General features: G+C 69.5%; 13 protein-coding genes. 4 read left to right on the forward strand and 9 right to left on the reverse strand.

Annotation, left to right across the window (positions count from 1 at the left end; translation table 11 throughout):
* Positions 1-4 precede the first annotated feature (4 nt).
* The 9 genes from gatB to D6T63_RS06525 form a co-directional block, all read right to left on the reverse strand.
* Positions 5-1,519, reverse strand: a complete 1,515-nt coding sequence (gene gatB, locus D6T63_RS06485; protein WP_120148197.1) for an Asp-tRNA(Asn)/Glu-tRNA(Gln) amidotransferase subunit GatB — start codon at positions 1,517-1,519, stop codon at positions 5-7.
* Positions 1,519-3,024, reverse strand: a complete 1,506-nt coding sequence (gene gatA / locus D6T63_RS06490; RefSeq protein WP_120148198.1) for an Asp-tRNA(Asn)/Glu-tRNA(Gln) amidotransferase subunit GatA — start codon at positions 3,022-3,024, stop codon at positions 1,519-1,521. The genes gatB and gatA overlap by 1 nt, the downstream gene beginning before the upstream one ends.
* 3 nt (positions 3,025-3,027) lie before the next feature.
* Positions 3,028-3,324 (reverse strand): Asp-tRNA(Asn)/Glu-tRNA(Gln) amidotransferase subunit GatC, encoded by a 297-nt coding sequence (gene gatC / locus D6T63_RS06495; RefSeq protein WP_120148199.1) that lies wholly within the window; start codon positions 3,322-3,324, stop codon positions 3,028-3,030.
* Positions 3,325-3,450: 126 nt separating this feature from the next.
* A complete protein-coding gene (locus tag D6T63_RS06500; protein WP_120148200.1) occupies positions 3,451-3,957 on the reverse strand; it encodes a GNAT family N-acetyltransferase in 507 nt (168 codons plus the stop codon).
* A 112-nt stretch (positions 3,958-4,069) separates the two neighbouring features.
* Positions 4,070-4,537 carry a DUF2087 domain-containing protein gene (locus tag D6T63_RS06505; protein ID WP_120148201.1) on the reverse strand — a complete coding sequence of 156 codons (468 nt, stop codon included), beginning with the start codon at positions 4,535-4,537 and terminating at the stop codon, positions 4,070-4,072.
* On the reverse strand, positions 4,534-5,415 hold the full coding sequence (locus D6T63_RS06510; RefSeq protein ID WP_235830587.1) for an inositol monophosphatase family protein: 882 nt from the start codon (positions 5,413-5,415) through the stop codon (positions 4,534-4,536). Before D6T63_RS06510 ends, D6T63_RS06505 begins: the two co-directional genes overlap by 4 nt.
* Positions 5,412-7,733 (reverse strand): NAD-dependent DNA ligase LigA, encoded by a 2,322-nt coding sequence (gene ligA, locus D6T63_RS06515; protein WP_235830588.1) that lies wholly within the window; start codon positions 7,731-7,733, stop codon positions 5,412-5,414. Before ligA ends, D6T63_RS06510 begins: the two co-directional genes overlap by 4 nt.
* Positions 7,734-7,865: 132 nt before the next feature.
* Positions 7,866-8,171, reverse strand: coding sequence for a pore-forming ESAT-6 family protein (locus tag D6T63_RS06520; protein ID WP_120148204.1), 306 nt, complete (start codon positions 8,169-8,171; stop codon positions 7,866-7,868).
* A 99-nt stretch (positions 8,172-8,270) separates the two neighbouring features.
* Positions 8,271-8,591: a hypothetical protein gene (locus D6T63_RS06525; protein ID WP_220725885.1), complete on the reverse strand. Its 321-nt coding sequence runs from the start codon at positions 8,589-8,591 to the stop codon at positions 8,271-8,273.
* A 255-nt stretch (positions 8,592-8,846) separates the two neighbouring features.
* On the opposite strand from D6T63_RS06525, the gene D6T63_RS19155 reads away from it, so the two are divergent.
* Genes D6T63_RS19155 through eccCa form a run of 4 tightly spaced genes read left to right on the forward strand, consistent with a single transcriptional unit; the run spans position 8,847 to position 15,496 of the window.
* The gene (locus tag D6T63_RS19155; protein WP_182976900.1) at positions 8,847-9,179 is read left to right on the forward strand and encodes a hypothetical protein; all 333 of its coding nucleotides are present in this window, start codon (positions 8,847-8,849) and stop codon (positions 9,177-9,179) included.
* 4 nt (positions 9,180-9,183) lie between these two features.
* Positions 9,184-10,512, forward strand: a complete 1,329-nt coding sequence (gene eccD, locus D6T63_RS06535) for a type VII secretion integral membrane protein EccD (protein WP_120148206.1) — start codon at positions 9,184-9,186, stop codon at positions 10,510-10,512.
* Between the two features lie 5 nt (positions 10,513-10,517).
* A complete protein-coding gene (locus D6T63_RS06540) occupies positions 10,518-11,474 on the forward strand; it encodes a nucleotide-binding protein (RefSeq protein ID WP_147394308.1) in 957 nt (318 codons plus the stop codon).
* Positions 11,471-15,496, forward strand: coding sequence for a type VII secretion protein EccCa (gene eccCa, locus D6T63_RS06545; RefSeq protein WP_120148208.1), 4,026 nt, complete (start codon positions 11,471-11,473; stop codon positions 15,494-15,496). The genes D6T63_RS06540 and eccCa overlap by 4 nt, the downstream gene beginning before the upstream one ends.
* Positions 15,497-15,628: the final 132 nt, after the last annotated feature.

Here is a 15,628-nt window from a genome sequence, read left to right on the forward strand (position 1 = left end):
AGCCCTAGCCCTCGACGCCGAGGCGCTGCAGGATGAGTTCGCGCACGCGCCCGGCGTCGGCCTGGCCGCGGGTCGCCTTCATGACCCCGCCCACGATCGCGCCGACGGCCTGAACCTTGCCCCCGCGGATCTTCGCGGCGACATCCGGCTGGGCCGCGAGGGCGCCGTCGATCGCTTCGAGCAGCGGGCCGTCGTCGGACACCACCGCGAGGCCTCGCTTCTCCACGACCTCGGCAGGGGTGCCTTCACCGGCGAGGACGCCGTCGAGCACGTCGCGCGAGAGCTTGTCGTTGATCTTGCCACTCTCGATGAGCACGTTGAGCTCCACGATCAGTTCGGGTGTCACGCCCAGTTCGGCGGGCTCGAGGTCCGCGAGCTTGGCGCGGCGCGAGATCTCGCCCATCCACCATTTGCGGGCGACGGCGGCGCTGACGCCGGCAGCGATGGTGTCCTCGATCGAGGACATGACGCCGGCGTTGACGACGTCGCGGAACTCGGCGTCGGAGTAGCCCCAGTCAGCCTGCAGCCGCTTGCGCCGCTCGGCGGGCGGCTCGGGCAGTTCGGCACGCAGCTTCTCGATCCAGGCGTGGTTCGTCACGACGGGCACGAGGTCGGGCTCCGGGAAGTAGCGGTAGTCGTCGGCGTCGGACTTGGGGCGGCCCGACGTCGTCGACCGCGTGTCCTCGTGCCAGTGGCGCGTCTCCTGCTGGATGGGCGTGCCGGAATCGAGGACCGCCGCGTGGCGCTGGATCTCGTACCGGACAGCGTGCTCGACGGCGCGCAGCGAGTTGACGTTCTTCGTCTCTGTACGCGTGCCGAACTTCTCCTGCCCGTAGGGGCGCAGCGATACGTTGGCATCGCAGCGCACGTTGCCGCGTTCCATGCGCGCGTCGGACACGCCGAGGTTCTTGACGATCTCGCGGATGGCCGCGACATAGGCCTTGGCGAGCTCGGGGGCGCGGGAACCGACACCCTCGATGGGCTTCGTGACGATCTCGATGAGGGGAACGCCGGCACGGTTGTAGTCGACGAGGGAGAAATCGGCGCCCTGGATCCGGCCGGTCGCGCCGCCCATGTGCGTCAGTTTCCCGGCATCCTCCTCCATGTGCGCGCGCTCGATCTCGACCGTGAACACGGTGCCGTCCGCGAGTTCGATGTCGATGGACCCGTCATAGGCGATGGGGTCCTCGAACTGGGAGGTCTGGAAGTTCTTCGGGGTGTCCGGGTAGAAGTAGTTCTTCCGCGCGAAGTAGCACTTCTCGGCGATCTTGCAGTTCAGCGCGAGCCCGATCTTGATCGCCGACTCCACGGCCACGCCGTTGACGACGGGCAGGACGCCGGGCAGGCCGAGGTCCACGGGTGTCACATTGGTGTTCGGCACGTCCCCGAAGGCGTTCGGCGCGGACGAGAACATCTTGGTTCTCGTGTTGAGCTCCACGTGGACCTCGAAGCCGAGCACGGGATCGTACTTTTCCATCGCCTCTTCGAAGGACAGGATCTCGTCGGTTGCAGCAGTCATTACTTCCTCCCTGCGATCTCGGGGGCCTTGGCCAGCAGCGGCCCGCCCCACGTCTCTTCGAGCAGTGCTTCGAGGACGGCGCCCACGCGGTAGAGGCGCGCGTCCTTGCGGGCGGGTGCGAGGAGCTGGATGCCGACCGGCAGTCCGTCCTCGTCCGCGAGGCCGCCCGGCAGGGACAGTCCGGGGATGCCGGCCATGTTCGCCGGGATCGTCGCGACGTCGTTGAGGTACATGGCCAGCGGGTCGTCGATCTTCTCCCCCAGCTTGAAGGCGGTGGTGGGGGCGGTCGGCGAGATGAGCACGTCGGCCTGCTCGAACGCGGCCGCGAAGTCGCGCTGGATGAGCGTGCGGACCTTCTGTGCCGAACCGTAGTAGGCGTCGTAGTAGCCGGCGCTCAGCGCGTACGTGCCGAGGATGATGCGGCGCTTGACCTCGTCACCGAAGCCGGCGGCGCGGGTGGCCCCCATGACCCGTTCGATCGTCGGGGTGCCCTCGGGCACGACGCGCAGGCCGAAGCGCACGCCGTCGTACTTCGCGAGGTTGCTGGAAGCTTCCGACGGCATGATCAGGTAGTAGGCGCCGAGCGCGTACCGGAAGTTGGGGCAGGAGACCTCGACGACCTCCGCGCCCGCCGACCGCAGCAATTCGAGCGACTCGGAGAAGCGCGTGAGGACGCCGGCCTGGTAGCCCTCGCCCTGCAGTTCCTTGATGACGCCGATGCGCATTCCTTCGACCTGGCCCATGCGGGCGGCCTCGACGAGGGCACCGACGGGGTCGGTCAGGGACGTCGAGTCGTGGGGGTCGTGGCCACCGATGACCTCGTGCAGCAGCGCGCTGTCGAGGACGGTCCGGGAGACGGGACCGATCTGGTCGAGGGAGGACGCCATGGCAATGGCGCCGTAGCGGGAGACGCCGCCGTAGGTGGGCTTCACGCCGACCGTCCCGGTGACGGCGCCGGGCTGGCGGATGGAGCCACCGGTGTCGGTACCGAGGGCCAGCGGCGCCTCGAAGGCGGCGACGGCGGCAGCGGACCCGCCACCGGATCCGCCGGGGATGCGGTCGAGGTCCCACGGGTTGCGGGTGGGCCCGTACGCGGAGTGCTCGGTGGAGGAGCCCATCGCGAATTCGTCGAGGTTGGTCTTGCCGAGGATAGGCATCTTCGCGGCGCGGAGCTTCTTCACCACGGTGGCGTCGTAGGGGCTCTGCCAGCCTTCGAGGATCTTCGACCCGGCCGTGGTGGGCTGGCCCTTCGTGACGATGAGGTCCTTCACGGCGATGGGGACGCCGGCGAGCGGGTGCAGGGTATCGCCGTCGGACCGGGCCTTGTCGACCTCGGCGGCGACGAGCAGCGCCTCGTCGGTGTTGACGTGCAGGAAGGCGTTGATCGCGCCGTCGACGGCGTCGATGCGGTCCAGGTAGGCCTGCGTCGCCTCGACGGCGGAGACCTCCTTCGACGCGAGCTTCTGCGCCAGGGAGTGGGCGGAGAGGTGGATCAGGTCGGTCATGGGTTACTCCCCGTCCAGGATTGCCGGGACCCGGAAGCGGCCGTCGGCGTTGTCGGGTGCGCCCATGAGCGCCTCCTCGTTGCTGAGGGTGTCCCCGACGACGTCATCGCGGAAGACGTTGCTCAGCGGGATCGGGTGGCTCGTCGCGGGGACGTCGTCTCCCGCCACCTCGCTCACGGTCCGGATGGAATCGACGATCACGGCGAGTTCTCCGGCCATGCGGTCGAGCTCGTCGTCGTTCATGTCGATGTGGGCGAGCCGCGCAAGGTGCGCGACGTCGTCCCGGTTGATCTCAGCCATGGATCTCCCCTGGAAGGTGGACGTGGGTTTCTGCGTCCAGTCTAGTGCTGACGCGCCGGGCCCCCGGCATCGCGCGGTGCGGTCCACGCGTCCGACGACGACGGCTGGATTCGAGCCGCCTCCGCGTCACAGGGAGAGGCGGAAGACCCAGAGGAGGATGTCCTCGTTGGGGACCTCCCAGTCGCGCTCGGGGACGCGGACGAAGCCCATCGACTCGTAGAGTCGGTGCGCGCGGACCATGTCCGAACCGCTCGTCAGGCTGACGGCCTCGATACCGGGCAGCGTCCGCGCGTGGTCGATGATGCGTTCGACCATCGCCCTGCCGACGCCGCCGCGCTGCACCGCGGGGTCGACGGCAAGCATGCGGAACTCGAGTTCGCCCTCGACCGCGATGTCCGTGTACCGCTGGCCCGCGAACGTGAGCGCCACCGACCCGACGACGATGCCGTCGCGCTCCGCCACCCACACCTCGGCGTGCTGCGCCCGGTGCTCGATGTCCGAGAGGACGGCGACGTACGGGTGCGCCTCGTCGGTGAAGTAGCCGGCCTCGAGGTACGCGCCGCGCGTGATGCGCCGGACATCCTCGAAGTCCTGCGTGCGGATGGGCCGGATGGTGATGCCGGTATCGGTCATGGAATTCTGGGACGGTGCTGTGGTCACCGGCCTATTTTGCCACGCAGCGGACCCCGCCGTGTCGCCGGTCGGTCGGCGCGCGCGGAGCGGGAACGCGCGGCCTCGGTGGCTCTCAGGACCCCCCGGTCGCCCGACGGTAGCCGGTCCCGTCCGGATGGCGTTCCAGGTAGCCGTGGTCGACGAGCGCACGGCGGAGGGTCGGGATGTCGTGTGTCACGGTAGCGAGCAGGCGGTTGACCTCGGGCTCGGTGAGCTCCTCGTCGGCCGGCAGGAGCCGCTCGGCGAGATGGGACAGCAGATCGGCGCGGTCCTGCCCGGCGCGCGGCAGGCCGTCGATCCGCCCGTCCCGGAAGAACCTGTCGACACCCTTCGGGGTACCAGGGGCAGCGGCCGCGAGGACCACCTTGAACAGCTCACCGTCGACGTCGTTACCGTCCGTCAGGAGGCCGGCGTCGCGTAGTCGCTGCACCTCCTTCGGCGTCGCATCGAGCGGTTGCCCGAGCACGGCCCGGGCATACAGTTCGCGGGAGCGCTCACCGGCGAGGGTGGAGAGGATCTTCTGCCAGGACGGCTTGGTCATGAGGCCCTTTCGTCGGTCCGTACCGGTACGCCCGTAACAGCTGCGACGAAATCCGCGGACCCCGCCACCGTCACGGCGGCGAGGCGCTCGGCCTCGCTCGGGCCGCCGTCGAGCATGGGCCTGAGTGGGGGCCGGTGCACCGTCACCCCCGCTTCCTCCGCGATCAGGGCGCCCGCCGCGAGGTCATGCTCGTTCAGGCCGCGCTCCACGAAGGCGTCGAGCGAGCCATCGGCCACCATGCAGAGATCAAGGGCGGCGGAGCCCAGCCGCCGGAGATCGCCGAACCCGTCGAGGAGCCCGCGTAGTTCGCCCACCTGGTCCGCGCGCGTCGCAGGCTCGTAGGAGAATCCGGTGGCGAGCAGGCGGCCCCGGCCGGCGGTCGGACCGGTCAGGCGCCGCACTGTCCCGTGGTCGCTCAGCCAGGCTCCGCCGCCCCGGCACGCCCAGTAGACGCGGCCGAGGGCCGGAGCATGCACGACGCCGGCGAGCCAGGTGCCGTCCGCGGCGGCAGCCGCGACGGAGGTGCCGTAGTAGACGATGCCGCGGATGAAGTTCGTGGTGCCGTCGAGCGGGTCGATGGACCAGCGGATGCGGTCGGCGTCGTCCGGAGTCCCGGCCGGGACGGTCGTGCCGAGCTCCTCGCCGGTGATGATGTCGTGCGGCCGGGAGTCGGCGATGACTCCGCGTACCGCCTGCTCGGCGGCGACGTCGAACGCGGTCACCCAGTCGCTGTCCGAGCTCTTGGTAGTGGCGGCGAGCGCGGCCGGATCGCGCCGGGCGAGAACACCGGCGCCCGCCGCCGCGGCCTGGCGGGCAAGATGCAGGAGGGCCTGGGTCGACGCGGGCGCAGCATCGGCCGCACCGGATCGCGCCATCATGTGCGGACCCCGGCCTTGCTGTCCAAATCCGCGCCTGCCCCGCGATCCAGTTCCTCGGCGACTTCCGTGTCCTCACTCTTCTCGCTGGTGTCGCCATCGGCGGCACCGCCGTCGACCTCCGCCACGGGCACCGGCCCGTGTTCGAGGAGCGCGATGAAGCCCTCCTCGTCGAGCACGGGTACTCCCAGCACCTCGGCCTTCTCGAGCTTGGTGCCCGCGTTCTCGCCGGCCACCACATAGCTCGTGTTCTTCGACACCGAGCCGGCGGCCTTGCCCCCGCGCGTGATGATGGCTTCCTTCGCCTCGTCGCGGTTGAACCGCTCCAGGGAACCGGTCACGACGACGGTGAGACCCTCGAGCGTGCGCGGTGTGCTCTCATCGACCTCGTCCTCCATCCGCACGCCGGCTGCTGCCCACCGGTCCACGATCTCGCGGTGCCAGTCCTCGGCGAACCACTCCTCGAGGGCGGCGGCGATGGTCGGGCCGACGCCGTCGACATTGGCGAGTTCCTCCTCGCTGGAAGAGCGGATGCGCTCCATCGATCCGAAGGCGGTGGCGAGGGCGCGCGACGCCGTCGGGCCAACGTGCCGGATGGACAGCGCGACGAGCACCCGCCAGAGCGGCTGCGCCTTCGCCTTCTCCAGCTCCGTGAAGAGCTTGCGGGTGGTGGCGCTCGGCTCGGAGGGTTTCTTCGCCGTGCCTTTCGAGTAGAAGTAGGGCACGAGCTCACGGCCCGTGACCACGCCCTTGACCTTCTTGTCCCGCTCTATCCGCACGTCGGCGAGCTTCTCCGGCGTGAGGTCGAAGATGTCGGCTTCCGTGGTGATCGGAGGCACCTCGGGCTCGGCGGGCTGCGTGAGGGCGATCGCCGCCTCCCACCCCAGGGCCTCGATGTCGAAGGCGCCGCGGCCCGCGAGGTGGAAGACACGCTCCCGCAACTGTGACGGGCAGGACCGGGCGTTGGGGCAGCGGATGTCGACGTCGCCCTCCTTGGCCGGCTGCAGCGCGGTACCGCAGGACGGGCACTCCGTGGGCATGACGAACTCGCGCACCCTGTCGGGGTCACGGAGGGCCATGACCGGACCCACGATCTCGGGGATGACGTCGCCGGCCTTCCGCAGGACCACGATGTCCCCGATCATGACGCCCTTGGCCTTCACGACCTCCTGGTTGTGCAGGGTGGCCATGCCGACCGTGGACCCGGCGACCTTGACCGGTTCCATGAGCCCGAAGGGCGTGACGCGGCCCGTCCGTCCGACGTTCACGAGGATGTCGAGCAGCCTCGTGTTCACCTCCTCGGGCGGGTACTTGTAGGCCACGGACCAGCGCGGCACGCGGGAGGTGTGGCCGAGGGCGCGCTGCAGCGCGAAGCTGTCCACCTTCACCACGATGCCGTCGATTTCGTGGAGGAGGTCGTGGCGGTGCTCGCCGTAGTGCTCGATGAAGTCGATGACCTCGCCCTGGTCCGCGAGCACCCTGTAGTACGGCGAGGTGGGGAGTCCCCACTCCTTCAGGAGGTCGTACGTCTGGGACTGGGTCTCGGCCGCGAGGCCCGTACGGGCACCGATCCCGTGCACGTACATGTCCAGCGGCCTCTCCGCCGTCATCGCGGGGTCCTTCTGGCGCAGGGACCCGGCGGCGGCGTTCCGGGGGTTGGCGAAGGGAGCCTTCCCGGCGGCGACCATGCGCTCATTGAGCTGCGCGAACTCCTTGGTGGGGAAGAAGACCTCGCCGCGGATCTCCACCTCCTCCGGGTGGCCGCTGCCCGCGAGGTGCCTCGGGATCGACGCGATGGTCAGCACGTTGTGCGTGATGTCCTCGCCGGTGACGCCGTCGCCGCGGGTCGCCGCCCGGACCAGCTCGCCGTTGCGGTACAGCAGGTTCACGGCGAGGCCGTCGATCTTGAGTTCGGTCAGCCACTCGATGGCAGCTCCGGGGTTGCGCTGCTCGACCCCGGCGCAGGCGCGATCCAGCCACACCTTGAGCTCGTCGAGGGAGAAGACGTCCTCGAGGCTGTACATCCGGGCGAGGTGATCGACGGGCGTGAACGCCGAGGAGACCTCCCCGCCCACCTCCTGCGTCGGCGAGTCGTTGGACACGAGTTCGGGGTGGAGGGCCTCCAACTCCTCGAGGCGCCGGAACAGGGTGTCGAATTCGGCATCCGAGATGGTGGGGGCTGCATCCTGGTAGTAGGCGATGCGGTGCGCCCGAACCTCTTCGGCGAGGCGCGCGTACTCCTCCCTGAGCTCGCTGCTGGGAGGACCCGGCTGCTCCGAGGGGGTGGCGTCTACCGATGCGCTGTCAGGTTCTGGGGTCACTTTCCCATCTTGCCCTAACGCCCCGGAGCGGGCCAGCGATGCACCGGGCACACGGGCTGCCGTGGCCGGCCCGTGTGCCACCCCGCCCGGAGCATCCTGCATGCGGGTCCCGTCATGGTCCGTGGTGTTGCGTCAGCCGATGTTCTGGACCGCTGAGCGGGCGCGCGATCCGGCGCCCGTCGCCGTCTGGTCGTTGAGTCCGAGGGTTTCCTTGACCAGCGAGATGATGTTGCGGGTCTCGTTGGCAGCGTTCTTGAAGCGCACCTCGACCGCCTGGTACTCCTCCGAGACGCCATCGGCCTGGAAGTCGGACATGGCCGTGCTGACAGCCTTCTCCCGCTCGCCGATCAGGGCCTCGAGGCGCCCGACGATCGACTGGATGTCCCCCTGCACGGCCGACGATGTATCGGTATCGAAGCTGACGCGATCCTGTGACATGGTGTGTCCTTCCGCACCGGCTGACCGGTGCCTTTCTCGAAGTGGTTGGGTCCCCTGCTCGGGGTGGAGCCGCTGGAAGCGGTTCGAGGAGGACGGTGCTCAGCGGCCGCCGAAGCGCGCGGCATCGAATGCTGCCGAACCCTGCTGCTGCGTGGCGTTGTCGGCTGATTCCTGGTCGCCCGTCTGGAAGGCGGTGTCCATCTCGGACTGCCCCTGCAGGATGATTCCCAGCGACGTGTTCAATTCGTTCGCGACGATATCGGTGCGCTGCTTGAATTCGTCGAAGCGAACCCGGCCCTGGCCGTTGAACTTCCCTTCGAGGGGAGCGACCGCATCCACGAGGCTGCGGACGAGCTGCCCGAGATCCTCGTTCGACGTACCGGTCTGCTGCGTCAGTGTGGACAGTGTCTGCGAACCCATGTCGAACTTCACGAATTACCCCCTCGACGCCTGATGGCGCCTCTTGATCCTTCTCGTCGAACCCTGGTCAGGGAAACACTGCCGGGCCGCATGCTCAGCGGAGGTGTTGTCACCCGCGAGCCCTGCAGTGTCCATCTCAGCTCCCCTCACGGCTCCGGTCAAGGACGGCTCATGGGTAGTTCTCCCCATACGGCCATGGGAACGCGGGAAGGACCGGCAAAAGGTGCGAGTATATGAACGGTTTCAGGAACATTCATGGGGGGATCCTTGCCGAACGACTACGACAGCCAGCTCATCGAGTCCGTCACCGTCCGCAGGAACCGTCTCACGAACGCCCTCCTGTTCGGCGGCAATCCGCATCAGCGACGGTGGATGGATTCGGTCAAGCTGTTCCTCTTCAGCATCGCCCTCTCCGCCGTCGTCGCCGCCGTCTGCGTCGGGGTGTCCTTCGTGGGCAACCTCCTCCAGGAGCAGCGTGAACGCCAGGAGCAGCAGAACACGGGTGCAGGCGCCGTCGTCCCTCATTCCGGCTGGAACCTCCACCTCCAGGCAGCGTCGCAGCCTGCCTACCTACCCGCAGGAGACTGACCGGATGGCCCACGCCTTCACGCGGGTGACGCTCATCGGCACACGGCGTCACCTCGACCTCCTCCTGCCGTCCGACCGGCCGGTCGGCGCGCTGATGCCACAGGTCCTTGACCTGCTGCACGACGAGCCGAGCGACGACGTCGCCGCGAAGCTGCTCGTGACGCCGGACGGGATGCCGCTCAGTGCCGGACGTACCCTCGACGACGCCGGGATCGCCGACGGGTCCTCCCTCCTGCTGTGCAATGCGGCCGAGGCTCCACCGGCCGCCGTCGTCTATGACGTCACCGACCTCGTGGTCGACCGGACGGCGGACCTGCGGGGGCGCTGGACGACGACCTTCACGACGGCGACCGCGATCGTCCTCACTGCGCTCGGCCTGTGGGCGGGTGCCGAGCTCCTCCTTCGCGAGTACCTGCCCGGCAGCGCCTGGTGGATCCTGTGTTCCCTGGGCGGCATCCTCCTGGCCGGTGGAACCGTCGCCGGCGTCGTCGCCCGGTTCCGCGAGATGGGCATCGCATTACTCGTCGCCGGCTGGATCACCGCCTTCGCCGGCATCCTGCACCGGGGTGACAGCCTGCCGGTCGTCGCCCTCCTCACCTCCGCACTGACGGTCGTCCTCCTCCTGGCCGTCGGGATCATCGCCGACCGGAGGAAGGCGATGGCGAGTGCGGCCCTGACCCTCGGCGCCCTCACCCTCGTGTGGGTCGCCGCGACCTTCATCGCACCCGACCCGCCGAAAGCGGCCGCCCTCGCCGCGCTCGCCGGCCTCCTCGTCCTCGGCCTGATGCCGAAGGTCGCGCTGTCGGCCTCCGGCCTGGCCACGCTCGACGACCAGCGCGCGAAGGGCGGGACGATCGCCCGGACCGATGCCCTCGATGCCGTCGCCGCAGCGCACGCGAGCCTCAGCTTCGGATCGGTCATCACGGCAGGCTCGATCGGAGCGGGCCTGTGGATCATCGGTACCGATACCGATACCCAGGAGTGGACGCTGCCGTTGCTGGCCGCGCTGACCCTGGCCACGGCGCTGCGTGCCAGGGCATTCCCCCTCGCAGCAGAGCGGATCGCGCTCAATGCCGCCTCCGCCGTCGGGCTCACCGCCCTGGCTCTCGGAGCGCTCCGGTTCCTGCCCCAGCAGCCATGGCTGGTCGCCGTCGTCGTGCTCCTGATTGCGGTGGCGAGCGCACTCTCGCTGGCCGTCGAGCCGGCGGACCATGTCGCCGCGCGGGGCCGCCAGCAGGCGAAACGCCTCGAGACGGTCGCCATCCTCGCGTCCATCCCCCTCACCGTCGGGATGTTCGGCATCTTCGTACAACTCCTCGAAAGCTTCCGGTGAGCGCCATGACCACGTCGACCGAACGGCGGACCACCCGCACGGACCCCTTCGAGACCCCGGAGGAGCGGCTCCGCCGTGTCCTTCGGACCCGCCCGGCGGACGGGGCCCTGCGCACCCTGGCGCACAACGTCACCGATCTCTTCCGCAGTGACGCCTACGTCGAGGAACTGACCAGGGCTGCAGCCGGCACGCAGGTGCCGGTCACCACGGGCCGACGCATCGCGGTCGTCGGCTCCCGCGGTGGCGCCGGGAAGACGACGACGGCCGCACTGCTGGCCCGCGTGTTCGCCGCCCTGCGCTCCGACACCATCGCCGCCGTGGACGCCGGAACGGGTCTCGGCACACTGAGCCTCCGGCTGGGGCTCGATTCCGCCCCCACGGCCGCTGACCTCGCCGCCGCCGAACCAGCGACCACCGTGGAGGAACTCTCCCGCACCATGGGCAGGGCGCAGGAAAACCTCCTGATCGCGGGCAGCGGGGCGGGCCGCACCGCGGAACCACCCCTGACCGGGACCGACAACGAGCGTGCGAGCCGCCTGGCGCGCACCATATCCCGGTTCTGCCCCGTCACCGTCTACGACTGCGGGACAGGAATGCACTTCGCTCCCGCCCTCTGGTCCCTGGACCAGGCGCATGCCGCGCTCTTCGTGACACCGGCGACGGTCGCGGGTGTCGAGGACGCCCTCGCGGTGGCATACCGCCGGCCCGAAGCAGGCGAACCCGGGCACGTGCCCATGCTCGTCGTCGTCGTGAGTGTCGATGACAACGCCGCCCTCGACGCCGGCCGCCAGGCGAAGCGGCTCAGCGACGCCGGCATCCCCGCGGTGCACATCGACTACGACCGGCACCTCGCCGCAGGGGTCGAACTCGACCTCGGTCTACTCGCCCGGAAGACCCGCCTCCAGGTCAGCGCACTCGCCTCCCGGGCCCTCGCGCTGGCGATCGACGGCCGCGCAGGATGAGCGTTCGGATCGTGCACCGGCCCGCACGGACCACGGCCCCCGCTCGGGACCTGCCGCCCTTCAGCCTCGACGCGCCTCCTGCAGTGGAGTCCGGAGGCGGCGGGATGAACATGATGTCCCTCGTGCCGCTCCTGGGGGCCGGACTCTCGATGACCATCATGATGCTGTTCCGCGGATCCTCCCTGGCCGCCGTCGGAGCCCTCATGATGATCGTGACCGTCCTCGCGTCGGTGGTCATGATGGTCAGCCAGCGGGGCAAGCAGGGCAGGCAGCGCCGTGAGCTGCGCGAGAACTACCTCGAATACCTGGAACGCGCCAGGACGCAGCTGCGGTCGGAGGAGCAGGTCGCCGAACGCGTGGCCCGGGTGAGCAGCCCTCCCCCCGATGCCCTTTTCGACATCATCCGGAACCCACAGCGACTGTGGGAACGACGACGCTCCAACGAGGACTTCCTGCGCGTCCGCCTCGGGACGGGCCCCCGTCGCAACCGCGATATCCTCGTCGCACACTCGGGATCGGCCCTGCAGCAGACCGACACCTTCATGACGACGGAGCTCGAGCTGCTCAAGCAGCGCTACGAGTCCAGTCCGGACCTGCCGATCACCCTTCCCTTGGATTGCGCCGGCAACGTGAGCGTGATCGGCTCGCGCGACTTCGTGCTCCACGTCAGCAGGCTGCTGATCGCCGAGGCCGCGTCCTTCCACTCCCCCGAGGACCTCCTCCTCGCGATCGCCTGCGACGAATCCGCCCGGACCGACTGGGAGTGGGCGACGTGGCTCCCGCACCTCGCCGACCAGCACACGACGCACCGCACCGGCCCCGTCCGACGGCTCGCGCCGTCGATGGACCTGTTGTCCGACCTGCTGCGCGGAGACCTCCTCGAGCGCTCGAGCCTCGCCGCCGAGTCCCGCAAGAACTTCCTCCGCGGGGGAGTCGGTGTCGCCCTGCCACGCCTTCTCGTGATCGCCGACGCCTACGGGCATCTGCCGGTGGAGCTCCACATCCCGGATACCCACGCCGCCCCCGGCCAGCTCGGCGTCACCACGATCCACCTGGTGTCCGACCGCCTGCAGGAGCCCGGAGAAGTGGCACTGCGCATCAGCGAGACGGCGACCGGATTCACGGTGGAGAACTACCGCGTGGACGGCGTCGACCCGCTCATCGACCACGGCACCCTCGACGAGCTGCCCCTACCCACCGCCGAAGCCGTGGCGCGCGACCTCGCCCCGCTCCGCCTCTCACCGGACTCGCTGGAGCACGACTCCACGGAGAGCTCGGTCGGCTTCCTCGAGATGCTCGGCCTCACCCCTGAACTCAGTACGGCCGACATCCGCCGGCTGTGGCAGCCCCGCAGCGACGTCGATTTCCTCCGCATACCCCTCGGCGCCGATGAGCGCGGCCGCCCCACCCTCCTGGACCTGAAGGAAGCGGCCCAGTTCGGCCAGGGCCCCCACGGACTCTGCATCGGCGCCACGGGTTCGGGCAAGAGCGAGATGCTCAGGAGCCTCGTCGTCGGGCTGCTCGCCACCCACCCGCCCGAGACACTCGCGATGGTGCTCGTCGACTACAAGGGCGGCGCCACCTTCGCCCCCTTCGAACGTGCACCCCAGGTCACCGGTGTCATCACGAACCTGTCGGACGACCTCAGCCTGATCGAGCGGGTCTACGCCAGCCTCTCCGGGGAGATCCAGCGGCGCCAGGAAGTGCTGAAATCCGCCGGGAACCTGGCGAACATCACGGACTACCAGCTCCATCGGCAGGAGCGGAAGGCGCACGGCGAGGAGCTGGCCCCACTGCCGCACCTGGTCGTGATCATCGACGAGTTCGGCGAACTGCTGACGGCCCGCCCCGACTTCATCGACCTGTTCCTGTCCATCGGGCGTATCGGCCGGTCCATCGGTGTCCACCTCCTGCTCTCCAGCCAGCGCATCGAGGCCGGGAAGCTGAGGGGACTGGACACCTACCTCTCCTACCGGATCGGGCTCCGCACGCTCTCCGAAGCCGAGAGCAGGACCGTCCTGGAGACACCTGACGCCTTCCACCTGCCACCCGTCCCCGGCTTCGGCTACCTCAAGGTGGACACCACCACCTACACGAGGTTCAAGGCGGGCTACGTCTCCGGGCCACTCGAGGCCCTGCTCGAGGAGCAGGAGCAGGACGACGACGGAGGCGAACAGGACGAGGTGCTCGAGGTCCCGAAGTACGCGGCGTCCCTGCTGTCCGGCACTCCGGCCGGCAGGGACGATCCCGCACCCCAGGCGACGACGGGGTCCAGGCGTACCACCGGCCCCACCGTCCTCTCCACCCTGATGGACACCCTGTCCACCTTCCCGCGGGCGGTCGACCCCATCTGGCTGCCGCCCCTGCCGGGCGGCATCTCCCTCGACGCGGCAGCGGGAGGCATCCAGACCACGAGCCAGGGGCTGCGCCTCGGGCACGCCATGGCGCAGGCCGCTCCCCTACGCATCGGGGTAGGCCTCCTCGACGACCCCGCCCGGCAATGGCAGGGCGTCTGGGAGCTCGACCTCGCAGCCAACGGCGGCAACCTCGCCATCATCGGCGGTCCCCAGACCGGCAAGAGCACGGCGCTCCGGACGATCGTCGCGAGCCTCGCGCTCACCCACAGTCCCGCCGAGGTGGGCATCTACGGGATCGATCTGCTGGGCAGTGGGCTCATGGCACTCGAGGGCCTACCGCACGTGGGAGGTATAGCCGTGCGCAGCAATCGCGAGGTCATCCGCCGCACGATGGACGAGCTGCTGACCATGCTCGGCGAACGGGAGCGCCTCTTCGAGCGCTATCGGATCGACTCCCTTCCGACGCTTCGACGCATGTGCGCCCAGGGCCGCGTCCCCGAACTCACGAGCGCGGACATCGTGCTGGTCCTCGACGGCTACGGCCAGCTCAACGACGAGTTCGAGGACGTGGAGAAGCAGGTGCACTCGCTCATCGCCCGTGGTGGCGGCTACGGGCTGCACGTCGTCACGACGTCGTCACGCATGAACGAGATCCGCATCTCCCAGCAGAGCTTCTTCGGCAACCGGATAGAACTGCGCCTCGCTGATCCCGGTGAATCCGCCCACGGACGAAAGGTCGGCGAGGCGGTCAGCCTCGGACGGCCAGGGCGGGGACTAGCGGCGAACAAGCTGCAGGGACACTTCGCCCTCCCCCGGATCGACGGCGTCTCCGACGAGGACACTGCGGTCCAGGGCACGCGCGAGCTCGTTGCAGCCGTCGCGTCCTCCACCGACCAGCGGGCCATGCGCGTGCGCGTGCTGCCCGAGACGGTGCCCGCGTCGACGGTGCCGGTGCCGGAACGGCAGGCCCTGGTTCCGCTGGGCCTTCGGGAGGCGGACCTCGGGGTCGAGTACCTCGACCTGGAGCTGCGCGAGCGGCACCTCATGGTGCTCGGTGACGAGGGCTCGGGCAAGACGAACGTCCTTCGGACCATCATCCGCAGCATGGTCGCCCAGCACACTCCCGACGACGTCGTCCTGGCCGTCTTCGATCCACGGCGCACCCTCAGCGAACAGGTGCCCGACTCCTACCTCGGTGGCTATGCGACCAGCGCGGCCCTGGCCGAGCAGCTGGCCGCCGCCGTCGCCACCGAACTGGACAAGCGCACCGGAGCCACACGGGCCGAGGTGTCCCTGATGCCCCGCGTCGTGCTCGTGATCGACGACTACGACATCCTGACCGCGGGCGGGTCGGCTCCCCTCGCACGGCTGGCGCCCTACCTGCCGCTCGCGAACGAGATCGGCCTGCATGCCGTGCTGACCAGGCGGGTCCGGGGATCGTCGAGGGGGCTGTACGAATCCTTCTCGAGCTCCCTCCGTGACTCGGGCACTGCTGCCCTCGTCCTGTCCGGTGACCGCGCCGAGGGTCCGCTGGTCAGCGGCGTCCGCGCCCGCGCCCTGCCGCCCGGCCGCGGCCAGCTCGTGCAGGCCGGACAACCGGTGCAGACCGTGCAGCTGCTGTGGAACGAGCCGGCGTCCGTATCGGTATCGGCGGCCGGGAAGTAGGTCTGCAGCAATGTCGTCGTGCTGCTTGTCGTCGCGGTAGTCCGCTTAAGGTCGCGGTGGTTCGCTGAGCGTCGCTGTGGTTCGTGCCCCGCCCGGCTCAGCGGATGTCGGTACAGCCGGGGCGGCTTTGGC

It is taken from the genome of Arthrobacter cheniae (assembly GCF_003602275.1).
In the GTDB taxonomy this organism is placed as follows: domain Bacteria; phylum Actinomycetota; class Actinomycetes; order Actinomycetales; family Micrococcaceae; genus Arthrobacter_D; species Arthrobacter_D cheniae.